This is a genomic window from Mesorhizobium sp. WSM4833 (assembly GCF_055811095.1).
In genome coordinates this window covers 91,722-106,692 of record NZ_JBVVQG010000004.1, presented here as the reverse complement: position 1 = coordinate 106,692, position 14,971 = coordinate 91,722, and the positions used below count along the sequence as shown (strand labels likewise).

At 62.8% G+C, this 14,971-nt stretch carries 13 protein-coding genes; 6 read left to right on the top strand and 7 right to left on the bottom strand.

The window, feature by feature from the left end; all coding sequences use genetic code 11:
• Nucleotides 1-5: 5 nt before the first annotated feature.
• Nucleotides 6-644, bottom strand: a complete 639-nt coding sequence (locus AC0L2D_RS08880; protein WP_013529421.1) for an NrsF family protein — start codon at nt 642-644, stop codon at nt 6-8.
• 1 nt (nt 645) lies between these two features.
• Entirely contained in the window at nt 646-1,182 is a 537-nt protein-coding gene (locus AC0L2D_RS08875; RefSeq protein ID WP_064993059.1) for a sigma-70 family RNA polymerase sigma factor, read from the bottom strand.
• Nucleotides 1,183-1,443: 261 nt separating this feature from the next.
• Between AC0L2D_RS08875 and AC0L2D_RS08870 the strand changes: the two genes are divergently transcribed.
• The 3 genes from AC0L2D_RS08870 (at nt 1,444) to AC0L2D_RS08860 (ending at nt 5,285) form a co-directional block, all read left to right on the top strand.
• On the top strand, nt 1,444-2,451 hold the full coding sequence (locus tag AC0L2D_RS08870; protein ID WP_473540838.1) for an iron ABC transporter substrate-binding protein: 1,008 nt from the start codon (nt 1,444-1,446) through the stop codon (nt 2,449-2,451).
• Nucleotides 2,452-2,625: 174 nt separating this feature from the next.
• Nucleotides 2,626-4,206 (top strand): ABC transporter permease, encoded by a 1,581-nt coding sequence (locus AC0L2D_RS08865; RefSeq protein ID WP_473541011.1) that lies wholly within the window; start codon nt 2,626-2,628, stop codon nt 4,204-4,206.
• Nucleotides 4,203-5,285: an ABC transporter ATP-binding protein gene (locus AC0L2D_RS08860; protein ID WP_013529417.1), complete on the top strand. Its 1,083-nt coding sequence runs from the start codon at nt 4,203-4,205 to the stop codon at nt 5,283-5,285. The genes AC0L2D_RS08865 and AC0L2D_RS08860 overlap by 4 nt, the downstream gene beginning before the upstream one ends.
• 36 nt (nt 5,286-5,321) lie before the next feature.
• On the opposite strand, the gene AC0L2D_RS08855 is transcribed toward AC0L2D_RS08860, so the two are convergent.
• The 4 genes from AC0L2D_RS08855 to ugpB all read right to left on the bottom strand — a co-directional run bounded on the left by AC0L2D_RS08855 (nt 5,322) and on the right by ugpB (nt 9,638).
• Nucleotides 5,322-6,383, bottom strand: a complete 1,062-nt coding sequence (locus tag AC0L2D_RS08855; RefSeq protein ID WP_473540837.1) for a sn-glycerol-3-phosphate import ATP-binding protein UgpC — start codon at nt 6,381-6,383, stop codon at nt 5,322-5,324.
• Nucleotides 6,384-6,390: 7 nt separating this feature from the next.
• Nucleotides 6,391-7,239 (bottom strand): sn-glycerol-3-phosphate ABC transporter permease UgpE, encoded by an 849-nt coding sequence (ugpE, locus tag AC0L2D_RS08850; RefSeq protein ID WP_013529415.1) that lies wholly within the window; start codon nt 7,237-7,239, stop codon nt 6,391-6,393.
• A gap of 9 nt (nt 7,240-7,248) precedes the next feature.
• Entirely contained in the window at nt 7,249-8,169 is a 921-nt protein-coding gene (gene ugpA, locus AC0L2D_RS08845) for a sn-glycerol-3-phosphate ABC transporter permease UgpA (RefSeq protein ID WP_050580468.1), read from the bottom strand.
• A gap of 158 nt (nt 8,170-8,327) precedes the next feature.
• Nucleotides 8,328-9,638 carry a sn-glycerol-3-phosphate ABC transporter substrate-binding protein UgpB gene (gene ugpB / locus AC0L2D_RS08840; protein ID WP_473540836.1) on the bottom strand — a complete coding sequence of 437 codons (1,311 nt, stop codon included), beginning with the start codon at nt 9,636-9,638 and terminating at the stop codon, nt 8,328-8,330.
• Nucleotides 9,639-9,999: 361 nt separating this feature from the next.
• Here ugpB and AC0L2D_RS08835 point away from each other — a divergent pair, with 361 nt between their 5' ends.
• Nucleotides 10,000-12,432, top strand: a complete 2,433-nt coding sequence (locus AC0L2D_RS08835; RefSeq protein WP_473540835.1) for a putative bifunctional diguanylate cyclase/phosphodiesterase — start codon at nt 10,000-10,002, stop codon at nt 12,430-12,432.
• Between the two features lies 1 nt (nt 12,433).
• Here the strand turns inward: AC0L2D_RS08835 and tlpA are convergent, their stop codons facing one another.
• A complete protein-coding gene (gene tlpA, locus AC0L2D_RS08830; RefSeq protein ID WP_027162897.1) occupies nt 12,434-13,123 on the bottom strand; it encodes a thiol:disulfide interchange protein TlpA in 690 nt (229 codons plus the stop codon).
• A 35-nt stretch (nt 13,124-13,158) separates the two neighbouring features.
• Here tlpA and argH point away from each other — a divergent pair, with 35 nt between their 5' ends.
• Both argH and AC0L2D_RS08820 read left to right on the top strand, forming a co-directional pair.
• Nucleotides 13,159-14,559, top strand: a complete 1,401-nt coding sequence (argH, locus tag AC0L2D_RS08825; RefSeq protein ID WP_473540834.1) for an argininosuccinate lyase — start codon at nt 13,159-13,161, stop codon at nt 14,557-14,559.
• Between the two features lie 151 nt (nt 14,560-14,710).
• Nucleotides 14,711-14,917 (top strand): lipoprotein, encoded by a 207-nt coding sequence (locus tag AC0L2D_RS08820; protein ID WP_013529409.1) that lies wholly within the window; start codon nt 14,711-14,713, stop codon nt 14,915-14,917.
• Nucleotides 14,918-14,971 lie beyond the last annotated feature (54 nt).

The window sequence follows — 14,971 nt, the reverse complement described above, 5'->3', positions numbered from 1 at the left end:
CAACGCTACCAGCGCACGAAAAACCGTCCGCCGAGCGCGCCAAGCAATGCGAGCGCTGCAATCGCTATCGTGTACCAGGTGGCGACGAAAAGCGGCGAATCGTCGAAGCAGTGGGCGGCATAGAAGGTTGCCGCCAGCCCGCCGGCGAGCAGGCCTGCCACCGCACCGGCAAGCACCGGCCGTGTCGGCGCCCCGTAGCGCAGCATCCACAGGAAGATGGCAAGCGGACCGAGGCCGATCAGCGGGATGAATGCCATGCAGATCATCATGTTGGAGCCGACCATTTTGGTTCCCCACAGCGCCTCCGGCACCATGAAAAGCTCCAGAACCACCGCCACGGCTACCAGCACTGGCGCCGCAGCCATCCCAACCATTGCCCGGCCCGTTGATGCACCCGGCGTCGACAAGGCACGGATCAGGGCGAAGGCGCTGACGGCAAGCACGATGGTGAAGACGAATTTGGAAAGGAAGCGCATCGTGTGCGCGGCCGCCATGAAATCCGGGCGTGGGCCGATGGTCAGCAGGAAAACGACGGCCGCGATCACCGCTGCCGCACCGGCGGCCAGCCACCAGGCCGATTGCAGCGGCATCGCCTTGCTGGTTGCATCGGCGTCCAGCGCCTTGATGAGATCGTCCGTTCTCATGTCATTCCCGCCCGAATCGCTTGGCTATCGCGGCAAGTCCGCGATGCAGCGACACCCGCACCGCCGTCTCGCTGATGCCGAACTTTGCCGCCGTCTCGCCGATGGACCGCCCTTCCACCGACACGGCCGAGACCACGGAGCGCTGAGCCGGCGACAGACCGTCCAATGCACGGTTGATGTCGCGCTCGCTGACGGTCTCGGTTTCCGGCTCGGCGAACGTCTCGGCGATATCGTCGACGTCGATCTCGATGCGCCGTCCGCGCCGCCTGAACGCATCGATCAGCTTGAAGCGGGCAATCGCATAGACCCACGGCAACACCGGCGCATCCTGACGCCAGGTATGCCGTTTCACATGAATGGCCAGCAAGGTTTCCTGCACGACATCCTCGGGATCGACCCCGCCCTGCACGATCTTGCGCCTGGCAAAACCGCGAACTAGCGCGGCAATCCGGTGCAGAAAGTCGGCGTAAGCCCTTTCATCTCCCGCGATCGCGGCCCGCATCAGCCGGGAAAGTTCGGCCTCGTCCTTGCCGCTCACAAGAGTTCACTCCCCGATTTTCGCGTCTCGGCGCTGATTTGTTACGTGGCCGGCGAAATAATGTCCAAGCCAAACTGTCGGCAAGTCACGAAAGTTTGCGGCACCGCCGAACCGTGAGCATCACGCGGAATTGTCCGTTCGGCACCGACCTTTGCACGTCAGCGACCGATTGAAGCACACCAACAATGTTGACTATAGCTGTCATGTATCGATAGGTGCAGCCGTGACAGACCTAGGACCCCCGAAATCGAGGACAATGCCATGAAATACGCTCTTTCCACCCTCGCCGGCGCCGCTGCGCTGGCAATCAGCCTCATCGCCGGTCCGGCAAAGGCGGAAGAGGATGGCATCATTGTCTACAACGCCCAGCACGAAAGCCTGACCAAGGCGTGGGCCGAAGGCTTCACCAAGGAAACAGGCATCAAGGTCACCGTGCGCAATGGCGGCGACAGCGATTTCTCCAACCAGATCGTCGCCGAGGGCGCTGCTTCGCCCGCAGACGTCTTCCTGACCGAAAACTCACCGGCCATGGCGCTGGTCGAAAGCGCCGGCCTGTTCGCGCCGGTCGACGCGGACACGCTGGCGCAGGTTCCCCAGGACTATCAGCCGGCCAGCGGCAAATGGGTCGGCGTTGCCGCGCGCAGCACGGTCTTTGCCTATAACAAGACCAAGCTGACTGCCGACCAGTTGCCCAAGTCGATGCTGGACCTCGCCGATCCGAGCTGGAAAGGCCGTTGGGCCGCCTCCCCCTCGGGCGCTGATTTCCAGGCCATCGTCAGCGCCCTGCTCCAGCTCAAAGGTGAAGCCGCTACCGCCGACTGGCTGAAAGCGATGAAAACCAATTTCACCGCCTACAAGGGCAACAGCACGGTGATGAAGGCGGTTAATGCCGGCGAGATCGAAGGCGGCGTGATCTATCACTATTACTATTTCGGCGATCAGGCCAAGACCGGCGAAAACAGCAAGAATGTCGCGCTGCACTATTTCAAGGATCAGGATCCGGGCGCCTTCGTCTCGATCTCCGGCGGCGGTGTGCTGGCTTCGAGCAAGCATCCGAAGGAAGCCCAGGCGTTCCTGAAATGGCTGACAGGCAAAGGCGGTCAGGACGTGCTGAAAACCGGCGATTCCTTCGAGTACGCGGTCGGCAAGGGTGCGGACTCCAACCCGAAGCTGGTGCCGCTCGCCGATCTGCAGGCGCCGAAGGTCGATGCCACGACGCTGAACTCCAAGAAGGTCACCGATCTGATGACGGCAGCCGGCTTGCTTTAGTTGCCATTCGTCCTAAAAGGACACCCGACCACGCTCCCGCGGGAATTCGCCTTCCGCGGGAGTGATTTTGTTTTTCGAGATGGCATTCGTCGATGACGACACGCTGTGTTCCCGACCGCGATCGCGGTCTTTCAATTGCTGCCGCTGGACGGCAACGGCACGGCGTCTGACCTGATGCAGTCCGCGGTCGATCTCGCGCATTCGGGCCTGCCTTCGGGTACAGGCCGAAGGGCTCGGCGACGCGCACCGCTTTGGCTGGTCCTCGCCGCCATCTTCGTTGCGCTGCTGGCGCTGGTGCCGCTTGCCTTCATCATCTGGATCGCGGTGCAGACCGGCTGGGAAACAGTCTCGGCACTGGTCTTCCGGCCGCGTGTCGGCGAGCTTCTGGTCAACACTGTCCTGCTGGTCGCGCTCTCGGTGCCGATCACCATCGTGCTGTCGGTTTCGCTGGCCTGGTTGACCGAGCGCAGCGACCTGCCGGGCGCCCGGCTCTGGGCCTGGCTGTGCGTGGCGCCGCTCGCCATCCCGGCTTTTGTGCACAGCTATGCCTGGGTCACCATGGTGCCGGGACTACACGGCCTGTGGGCCGGCGTGCTGGTTTCCGTGATCGCCTATTTCCCGTTCCTGTATCTGCCGGTGTCGGCGGCGTTGCGCCGTCTCGATCCCGCCCTGGAAGACGCCGCCGCCGCACTCGGCCTTGGGCCCCGGCGCGTGTTCTGGCGGGTCGTGCTGCCGCAATTGCGGCTCGCCATCTGCGGCGGCTCGCTGCTGGTCGGCCTGCATCTGCTGGCCGAGTACGGCCTCTATGTCTTCATCCGCTTCGACACCTTCACCACGGCGATCGTCGACCAGTTCCAGTCGACCTTCAATGGACCGGCCGCCAACATGCTGGCCGGCGTGCTGGTCAGCTGCTGCTTCGTGCTGCTCGGCCTCGAAGTGCTGGTGCGCGGCGAGGAGCGCTATGCCCGTGTCGGCTCCGGCGCGGCGCGCCATCAGCAACGCACAAGCCTCGGACGCGCCACCCTGCCTAGCCTGCTCTTGCTAGTCGTCATCACGCTTTTGGCGCTCGGCGTGCCGTTCGTCACCATTGGCGGCTGGCTTGCCGCCGGCGGCTCCGCTGTCTGGCGCTTGGACGAGATCAGCCTGGCGCTTGGCCAGACGCTGTTCCTGGCGCTCGCCGGCGCGTTGCTCGCCACCGTCGCCGCCATGCCGATGGCCTGGATCTCGATCCGCGCGCCGGGGCCATTGCAGCGTCTTCTGGAGGGCTGCAACTACATCGTCGGCTCGCTGCCCGGGGTCGTCATCGCACTGGCGCTGGTCACTATCACCGTACGCATCGCGCTGCCGCTCTACCAGACCTTGTTCACCATCCTGGTTGCCTATGCGCTGATGTTCCTGCCGCGCGCGCTGGTCAGCCTGCGGGCATCGATCGCGCAGGCGCCGGTCGAGCTCGAACGCGCCGCTTCCAGCCTCGGCCGGCCGCCGCTGCAGGCGCTGTGGTCGACGACGATCCGCCTGTCGGCGCCGGGTGCCGCGGCCGGCATGGCCCTGGTGGCGCTCGGCATCATGAACGAACTGACCGCCACCCAGATGCTGGCACCGAACGGCACCCGCACGCTGGCGATGGCTTTCTGGTCCTACAGTGGCGAGATTGATTATGCCTCGGCGGCACCCTACGCCTTCATCATGGTGGCGATGTCGCTGCCCTTGACCTGGCTGCTCTATGTCCAGTCGAAACGGATGGCCGGACGATGAGCTTTCTCGAAATCAGCGGCCTGCACAAGCAATACGGCCCGGTGGCGGCCCTTGCCGGCGTCGACCTCAGCGTCGCCAGCGGCAGCCGCACGGCGATCGTCGGTCCTTCCGGTTGCGGAAAGACGACCCTGCTGCGGCTGATTGCCGGCTTCGAGGCTCCGGACCAGGGCCACATCACGCTCGACGGTGCCATATTGGCCAACGGCGGCGCTGCGGTGCCGGCATATCGCCGAGGCATCGGTGTGGTGGCGCAGGATGGTGCCCTGTTTCCGCATCTGACCATTGGCGACAATATCGGTTTCGGCATGGGCCGCGGCGAGGACAAGCGCGCTGAGCGCATCGTCGAGCTCGCCTATATCGTCGGGCTCGACAAGGCGATCCTCAAACGCCGCCCGCACGAGCTTTCCGGCGGCCAGCAGCAGCGTGTGGCGCTGGCCCGGGCCATGGCGATGAAGCCCAGGCTGATGCTTCTCGACGAGCCGTTCTCGGCGCTCGATACCGGCCTGCGCGCCTCGATGCGCAAGGCGGTGGCCGAGCTTCTGGAGGCCGCCGGCATCACCACCATCCTGGTGACGCACGACCAGGCCGAAGCGCTGTCCTTCGCCAGCCAGGTCGCGGTGATGCGCGACGGCAAGTTCTCGCAAATCGGCACGCCGCGCGAGCTTTATCTCAAGCCGAAGGACAGGATGATCGCCGAATTCCTCGGCGACGCCATCATCCTGCCGGCCAAGATATCAAATGGCTTCGCCAACTCGCCGCTCGGCCGCATCGCGGTCGACACCCATGACAGCCGCGATATCGCCCGCATCATGCTTCGCCCGGAGCAGATCGCGCTGAAGAGAACGTCGCGCGAGGGTATGTCCGGCACCTCGGACATGCTGTTCGGCGAGGTGACGGAATCCGAATTCGCCGGCTCGATGTGCACGGTCGCGGTGCGGCTCTTGAACAATGCCGATCCGCCCGATGCGGCAGCGATCGGCAACACGCCGCTGGTCCTGCGCAAACCGGGCATGGACGCGCCGGCGGTCGGCGAGATCGTCCGGCTGACTGTATCGGGAAAGGCGCATGTCTTCGCCTGAACGCCGCGTGGGTGGAGCGTAGGCATATCTTTCTGATTAGCCGACGCGCTTTCCGGCCTGATCGAACCAGTGCAGCTTTTCTGCCTTGGCAACCACGCGCAATTGGTTGCCAACCGTGGCGGTGGCGCGACCCGCGACCCGCACGACGATCCTGCTGCCACCTGCAGCACAGTGAAGGAAACTTTCGGCGCCTACCGGTTCGACTGCCTCGACCAGCGCCGGCAGGATGAGAGCGCCGGACGGTGCCTTGGCCCCGAAGGTGACGTCGGCATCCTCGGGGCGGAAGCCGAGCGTGACGGCGCTCGCAGGCGCAAATTCAATCGTCTTGCCATCAGCCAGCGCCGGACCAGCCGGCCCTTGCGAAAGGGGCAGGAGATTCATCGGCGGCGCGCCAATGAAGGAAGCGACGAAGGTCGAGGCCGGCCTTTCGTAGACGTCGAGCGGCGCCCCCATTTGCTCGACCAGTCCGGCATTCATGACGACGAGGATGTCGGCCAACGTCATCGCCTCGAGCTGGTCATGTGTGACATAGACCGACGTGACGCCAAGCGAGCGCTGCAGGTTCTTTATCTCGACGCGCATCTGGCCACGCAATTTGGCATCGAGATTGGAAAGCGGCTCGTCGAAAAGGAAAACCCTCGGATTGCGCACAATGGCACGACCCATGGCGACACGCTGGCGCTGGCCGCCGGAAAGCTCGCGCGGGCGGCGGTCGAGCAGCGCCGAAAGTTCCAGTATTTTCGCCGTTGCGCGGACCCGGCTGTCGATCTCATCTTTCGGCGTGCCGCGGTTGCGCAGCCCATAGGCCATGTTGTCGTAGACTTTCATATGCGGATAGAGCGCGTAGTTCTGGAACACCATGGCGATGTCACGCTCGGTCGGACCGGTTGAGTTTACGATCTTGCCGTCGATCGCAACTGTTCCCGAGGAGATGGTTTCAAGCCCGGCGATCATTCTGAGCAGCGTGGACTTGCCGCAACCCGACGGGCCGACCAGCACGCAAAGCTCCTTGTCGGGAACCGCGATTGAAACGCCCTTCACGGCCTCGAAACCGCTGGGGTAGACCTTCTTCACATCCTTCAGATCGACGGTCGCCATCAGCTTCTCACTTTTCGGAATCGACCAGGCCGCGAACGAACCAGCGTTGCATCAGCACCACGACCAGGATCGGCGGCACGATGGCCAGCATCGCTGTAACCATGACCAGGTGCCATTGCGTATCGGCATCGGCGAAGGAGACCATCTTTCTGAGCGCGATGACGATCGTGTTCATGTTGCTGCTGTTGGTGACGAGCAACGGCCACAGATACTGTGTCCAGCCATAAATGAAGAGGATGACGAACAGCGCCGCGATATTTGTCCGCGACAGCGGCAACAGGATGTCGAAGAAGAAGCGCCACGGCCCCGCACCGTCGACCCGCGCCGCCTCAACCAATTCGCCAGGAATCGTCATGAAGAACTGGCGGAACAGCAGCGTGGCGGTGGCCGAGGCGATCAGCGGGATGATCAGGCCCGCATAAGTGTCGATCATGCCGAGATCGACCATCACCTTGTAGGTTGGCAGGATGCGCACCTCGACGGGGAGCATCAGGGTGATGAAGATCAGCCAGAAGAAGGTCATGCGCAGCGGAAAGCGGAAGAACACGATCGCATAGGCAGACAGGATCGAGATGAATATCTTTCCCACCGCGATGCCGAGCGCCATGATCGTCGTGTTGAGCAGCAGCCTGCCGACGCTGACGCCGCCGATGCGGCCGACACCGCCGAACAATGCCTCGCTGTAATTGTTCCAGAACTGATCGCCGGGCAGGAGCGGCAATGGCGGCCTGAGGATCGTTTGCAGCGTCTGCGTCGAGGCAACGAACGTGTAGTAGATCGGGAAGGCGACGATCAATATGCCGAGGATCAGCATGGCGTGGGCGATGACGGTGCGGAGCGGTGACTGGCCGATCATCGCTCGCCCTCAGCCGTAATGGACTTTGCGTTCCACATAGCGGAACTGGATGGCGGTGAGCGAGATGACGATGATCATCAGGATGACCGACTGCGCCGCCGAGTCACCGAGGATCAGATTGACGAAGCCGTCATTGTAGACCTTGTAGACCAGCGTCTCAGTCGTCTTGCCCGGACCGCCCCCGGTGACGGCATGGACGATGCCGAACGTGTCGAACAGGGCATAGACGGTGTTGACGACCAGCAGGAAGAAGGTCGTCGGCGCAAGCAGCGGGAAGACGATGGTCCAGAATCGCTTGGTCTCGCCGGCGCCGTCCATGGCCGCGGCCTCGATCAAGGCTTTCGGCACCGCCTGCAGGCCGGCGACGAAGAACAGGAAATTGTAGCTTATCTGCTTCCAGGCAGCGGCGGACACCAGCAGGATCATGGCGTGGGTGCCATTGAGCAGTGGATCCCAGGCGATGCCGAAACTCCTCAGCATGTAGGCCAGCGACCCGATCGAAGGGTTGAAGAGGAACAGCCACAGCATACCGGCAATCGCCGGCGCCACCGCGTAGGGCCAGATCAAGAGCGTGCGGTAGAGACCTTTGCCGCGCACCACCTTCTCTGCCATGACCGCCAGCAGGAGCGCCACGCACATGGCGACGATAGCGGTCGCAAGGGAAAACACCACCGTGACCTTGATCGAGTTCAGGTAGGCCGGATCGGCAAGCACTTTCCTGAAATTGGCGAACCAGACGAACTTGGTCCTCAGCCCGAACGGATCCTGCCTGAGCATGGATTGGTAGAACGCCTGACCGGCCGGCCAGTAGAAAAAAACGAGCGTGATGGCCAGTTGCGGCGCCACAAGCAGGTAGGGAAGGACCTTGTTGGGGAACACGACGCGAGGGGTCACGGAGCCACTCCGAGGTGATGAGGCGGGGGGCACCATGCGGCACCCCTCTCCGCCAAGATGGCTTTGATGAGCGTTTCGGACTGGGCATCATCGACCATTGGCGAAATCGCAAGGCACGGCAAAACTCCCCTCACCGAGGGGAGATGCCCGGCGGGACAGGTAGGTGCGCCGTAGAGCAAGGACCTGCGCTCGCTCTAATTCCCCAGCGCTTCCTTGATCGCGGCATTGCCACGCGTAACCGCATTGTCGAGCGCCTGCTGCGCGGTCTGCTGGCCGGCTAGCATCTTCTCGAACTCCTCGTTCTGGATATCGCGCACCTGCGGCAGATTCGGCAGACGTATTCCCTTGGAATTGTCGGTCGGCGTCTTACCCGTCATCTGCAGGATCGGGGTCTCGCGGCCGACATTCTTGTCATAGAAACCGGACTTCTTGGTCGCTTCATAAGCCGCCAGCGTTACCGGCAGATAACCCGACTTCTGGTGCAGGTATTCTTGCACCTCGGTCTTGGACAGGTAGGCGAAGAAGGCCGCGACGCCCTTGTATTCCTCATCGGATTTGTCCGCGAAAACCCACAAGCTGGCGCCACCCGGCGTCGTGTTCTGCGGCGCACCCTTGGCGTCGCTGTCATACGGCAATTGGCCAATGCCGTAATTCATGCCGGACTTGACGATATCGCCAAGCCCGCCGGACGATTCGGTCATGATCCCGCATTCGCCCGCAAGGAAGATCTGCTTGGCTTCGGAGGTGCGGCCGCCATATTTGAAGGTGCCGTCCTTGGCGAGGTCCGCCAGCGCCTGGAAATGGTTGACGAAAATCGGCGCGTTGATCTTGAGCTCGACATCGCCGCCGGCCAGACCGTTCTGCTGGGTGGCCCATGACACGTCATTCCAGGCCGCGAAATTCTCCAGATGTATCCAGGTCAGCCAGGTCGAGGTGTAGCCGCAGGCGGCCGCGCCGCTCGCCTTGATCTTCTTGGCGTCTTCCCACACTTCATTCCAGGTCTTGGGTGGGCTATCGACGTCGAGACCAGCCTTCTTGAAGATATCCTTGTTGTAATAAAGGATCGGCGAGGAGGAGTTGTAGGGGAAGGAGAGCATGGTGCCGTCCGGCTTCGAATAATAGCCGACTATGCCTGGCAGATACTGGCTCTTGTCGAAGGTCATTCCAGCGCTGGTCAACACATCGGCTGCGGGCTTGATGGCACCTTCGGCCGCCATCATCACGCCGGTGCCGACGTCGAACACCTGGATGATGTCTGGCGCCTGGCCCGCGCGGTAGGCGGCAATGCCGGCATTCAGCGTCTCGGGATACGTGCCTTTGAACACCGGAACGAGCTCATAGTCGCTCTGGCTGGCATTGAAATCTTTGGAGATCTTGTCGACGACTTCGGCATTGGCGCCAGTCATGGCGTGCCACCAACTGATCTGCGTGACGGCAAAAGCGGAGGTTGAGGAAAGCGTCATAAAGGTAGCGGCAACACCGGCCGCGAAGCCGAAGGACTTCATGTTTCATCTCCCGTTTGTCATTGGCGAAAGGGGGCACTCCCGCGAAGGCAATATGTGTCGCTCATGACAATCAGACAACGGTTTTGTTGCAGATCGACGAACTTCACCCTTTACCTGACGCAACGCTCGCCTCCGCTTGGAGGCATGGAGAGCGATACGGTTAGCCGGCTTAGCGCGACGACAAGCGCGCCAGGAAGCACCGTCGGGACCGTCAAGCTGGCTTTCGGCGTGTCAGCCCTGATTGCAGCCGCAGCAACCCGAAGAGACACGCCAAGGTTGCAGCCGACTTTATCGATCCCTCAACGGCAACGCGCTACTCAATCCTGCTGCCCTGTTTATTTCCAAAGATCAGGTGAAATAAATGCTGACGGTCTACAATTGTATCGTCAACGAACATGATCTGAGACTGGTCGCACTCGCCGCGCTGATCTGCGGAATTTCCTGCTTCTCTGCTGTCAACCTGCTTCAGCACATAAGCCGTTCCACAGATCGGAACCGGCTTGCCTGGCTGATGATCGCGGCCACTTCGACCGGCTTTGGCATCTGGGCAACGCACTTCATCGCCATGCTCGCATTCACACCGGGCATACCCAGTGCTTATGATCCGGCACTCTCCGTGCTTTCGCTCGCTGCTTCGGTCACTTTGACGGCAGCCGGCATGTGGATCGCCACCTTGCGGGATGAGTTCGACTATCATCTCGTCGGCGGCGCCGTGCTGGGCGGCGGTATCGCAGCCATGCACTACATCGGCATGGCGGCGTTCGAGGTTCAGGGCCGTATCGAGTGGAACCTCTTGCTTGTCGCCGTTTCCCTGCTGGCCGGCGTAACGCTCGCGGCGCTGGCGCTGCGTGTCGTGCAGCGCCGCCCCTCCTTGAAGGCGACATCCGGCGGCGCGGTGCTACTGACGCTGGCGATCTGCACCCTGCATTTCATCGGTATGGGTGCCGTCTCGATCTTCCCCGATCCCTCGATCGTCATATCCGAATACACGATCGAGCCGACCTCGCAGGCTTTCGCGGCCGCCGCCGCCACACTGGTGATCCTGGTTCTGTCGGCATCGGCGCTGTGGATCGATTTGCGCTTCCGTCGCCAGAAGCTCGAGGTCGACCGCATGCACGGCCTGGCCAATGCCGCCGTGGAGGGGCTGATCGTTTGCGACGGCAACCGCATCATCAGTGCCAATGACAGCATTGCGGCACTGACGGGCATAGCAACAGCGACCCTGAACGGAATGCAGCTTGGCGATCTCTTCGGATCCGATATGTCGGGCTTCGGCGAACAGCCGCAGGAGGCCGAATTGAGCGGTCGCGATGGCACGAGCATTCCTGTCGAGCTGATCGCCAGGAGCATCGACTACTGTGGCAAACCGCACAACGTGGTCGCGGTCCGCGATATTCGCGAGCGCAAGAAGGCGGAACAGGAGATCCTGCGGCTTGCCCATTTCGATCCATTGACCGGACTGGCCAATCGCCGCAGCTTTTCCGGCCGGCTGGAGACGGAAATCGCTGCGATGGTCCGGACCAGGAAAGGCGGCCAGCTTGCGCTTCTGCTGCTTGATCTCGACCGGTTCAAGGAGGTCAACGACCTGTATGGGCACGGCGCAGGCGACGCCATGCTGCAGAAGGTTGCGCAGTGCGCGACCGGTATCCTTCGTCAAGGGCAGATGGTGGCGCGGCTGGGCGGCGATGAGTTCGCCATCATCGCGCCGAACCTGGCCGACCCGTTGGAGGCGGGCCGTATCGCCAACGCCGTGCTGACAGCCATGCGCGAGGAAAACCGGCTCTCGGTCGGCGGCGGCCTTGTGTCGGCAAGCATCGGCATTGCGCTGTATCCGTCGGATGCCGAAAACCAGGCCAGCCTGATAAGCCACGCCGATACGGCACTCTACCGGGCCAAGACCGAAGGCAAGGACACCTACCGTTATTTCGAAGCTTCGATGGGGGCCGAGGCCCGCGACAAGCGCGTCATGGAGCACGAACTGCGCCAGGCGGTCGCACGCCAGGAGTTCTATCTCGTCTACCAGCCGCAGAAAGAGATCAGCAGCGGAAAGATGGTCGGCTTCGAAGCGTTGGTCCGCTGGCGGCATCCGACGCGCGGCGACGTGTCGCCGGCCATATTCATCCCGGTGGCCGAAGACAGCGGCGCCATTGGCCAGATTGGCGAATGGGTGCTGACGGCTGCCTGCGAGGAAGCCGCCCGCTGGGAAAATCCGCTGACAGTGGCCGTCAACGTTTCGGCGGTGCAGCTCCACAACACGAATTTCAGCCGCAAGGTCCACGAAACATTGCTGAATTCCGGCCTGGCGCCCGGCAGGCTCGAGCTTGAGATCACCGAGACGGCGCTTGTCAAGGACATGCCGCGGGCGCTGGCCACCTTGCGGCAGGTCAAGGCGCTGGGCGTGCGCGTGGCCATGGACGATTTTGGAACCGGCTATTCCTCGCTCTCCAACCTCCGCGCCTTCCCCTTCGACAAGATCAAGATCGATGGCTCCTTCATCAAGTCGGTCGACAAGAACGGCCAGGTCGCGGCGATCGTGCGCGCCGTCCTGGGACTTGGACGTGGTCTCGGCCTGCCGGTTCTGGCGGAGGGGGTCGAGACGCTCGGCGAACTGAAATTCCTGGACGCCGAAGCCTGCGAGATCGGCCAGGGCTATTATATCGGCAGGCCAGCTCTCATCGAAGAATTCGGCGATCTGACCGGTGTCGTCACACCCGCTGTCGGCAGCAAACCCGCTACCTTGCGCGACAGAAGCGTTCTGGCCTTCGCACCGGCACCTGCGCTAGCCACACGCTAGACTAGAGGCTCTCGGGCTTGAGTGCCGTCTCGACCAGCCGCCTGGCGTCCGGCCCCGACCATTCGGCCGGGCCGTTCATATGGGCGATCAGGCAGCCCTCGCCGTCGACCAGCATGGTGACAGGAAGGCCTAGCGCCAGGCCGCGCTTCTTGAGGTCGTTGAACAGCGCCATCGTCGAATCCCGGTAATAGCCAAGCGTCGCGACGCCGGTATCGCTGAGGAACTTCTTCGGCTTCACATCGTCGCCGGCATCGACATTGACGGCGATCACTTGAAAGGCGTCGCTGCCCTTTTCCTTCTGCAGCGCATCGAGCGCCGGCATTTCGGCACGGCACGGCGCGCACCATGTCGCCCACAGATTGAGCAGCACCGTCTTGCCGGCATGATCGGCAAGCGTCATCGGCTTGCCGTCCGGACCGTTGAAGGCAAGGCTCTTCAGGGATTGTGGCGGATCGGCGGGCAAAAGTGCCGCGACCTCACCGGTGGCCGAAGCCGCGACCTTCTTGGCGCGGTCGCTCTTGGCCGCGCAGGCCACGTCGTCCTTGCTCTCACCCACGGCAGCTTGTGCCGGTGCATTGTTGCCAGACCGGCTCTCGCTGACATATACCGCGACCGCGCCCGCCAGCGCGCCCGCCACCAAGGCGGCGAGGATCAGGCGCGGGGCCGGGAAGAATCTACTACCGTCTGCCATTTTCTCAAAACTGCTCCGAAGCACGGGTTATAGCCATGAGCGATAAGAAAACCAGCAACCAGATGTGGGGCGGACGTTTTGCCTCGGGTCCGGCCGCCATCATGGAAGCGATCAACGCGTCTATCTCCTTCGACCGCAAACTCTATGCGCAGGACATCAAAGGCTCGATCGCCCATAGCGAGATGCTGGCGCAAACGGGCATTATTTCGGCGGCCGATCAAGAAAAAATCGCTGACGGGCTGAACACGATCCTGAGAGAGATCGAGGCCGGCAGCTTCGAGTTCTCGACGCGGCTCGAAGACATCCACATGAACATCGAGGCGCGCCTTGCCGATCTGATCGGCCCGGCGGCCGGCCGCCTGCACACCGCCCGCTCGCGCAACGACCAGGTCGCGGTCGATTTGCGGCTCTGGGTCAAGGAGGAGTGCTTTCGCGTCGCCGAGGCGTTGAAGGGGTTGATTGAGGCGCTGCTGGAGCGGGCCGAGGAGCATGCGGCGACCGTGATGCCGGGCTTCACGCATATGCAGGCGGCCCAGCCGGTGACCTTCGGCCATCACTGCATGGCCTATGTCGAGATGTTTTCGCGCGACCTGTCGCGTGTCCGCGATGCGATCGAACGCATGGACGAAAGCCCGCTCGGTGCCGCCGCACTTGCCGGCACCAGCTTCCCGATCGACCGCCACCGGACCGCCAAGGGGCTCGGCTTCCGCGAGCCGATGCGCAATTCGCTCGACAGCGTCTCGGATCGCGATTTCGCGCTCGAGTTCCTTGCCATGGCCGCGATCTGCGCCACGCATCTGTCGCGGCTGGCCGAAGAGATCATCATCTGGTCGACGCCGCAATTCGGCTTCGTCAGGCTGTCGGACTCGTTTTCCACCGGCTCGTCGATCATGCCGCAGAAGAAGAATCCCGATGCCGCCGAACTGGTGCGCGGCAAGACCGGCCGCGTCACCGGCCATCTGGTCGGCCTGCTGACGGTGATGAAGGGCATGCCTTTGACCTATGGCAAGGACATGCAGGAAGACAAGGAATCGGTATTCGACGCCGCCGAGACGCTCGACCTGATGCTGGCGGCGATGAGCGGCATGGTCTCGGACATGACGGTCAACGCAGCCGCGATGAAGAAGGCCGCCGGCTCCGGCCACGCGACAGCAACCGACCTTGCCGACTGGCTGGTGCGCACGCTCGGCCTGCCGTTCCGAGAGGCGCATCATGTCACCGGCCGGGCGGTGGCGCTGGCCGAAGACAAGAAGGTGGGGCTGGAGAAGCTTTCGCTGGAGGATCTGCAGTCGATCGATCCCGGCATCACGGCCGACATATTCTCAGTGCTGGCGGTGCAGAACTCGGTCAAGAGCCGCACCAGTTTCGGCGGCACCGCGCCGTCGGAAGTGAGGAAGCAGATCCGCGGCTGGAAAAAGCGACTGGCGAAAGCGTAATGCCGGATGTTGCGCCAGCAATATCCCGGACATGCGACCAGCAATATCCGGACGTTGCGCCAGATATTGCGACGAGCAATATCTCGGGGTGCAATGCGCCGAGAACTCGGCTAAAAGCGGCGGCTGACAAACGTTTCGGACGGATGGATCGATGACCGGAAGCAGGATTTTGGTGACGCTGACGCTGCTGGTGGCGATCGCGGCCGTCTCGGCCTGCGGCAGGAGGGGCGGTCTCGACACACCCTATGAGGCGGCCGTGCAGGCGCGCAAGGATGCCTCGAAGGCCCACCAGCCCGTGCCGCCGGAGCCGGAAAAACCGGTCAAGGACAAGAAGTTCATCCTCGACCCGCTGATCTAGGCCGACGAGAGCGGGGCCTTCCAACCCGATCTCATCGTGCCGCAACTTCCGGAA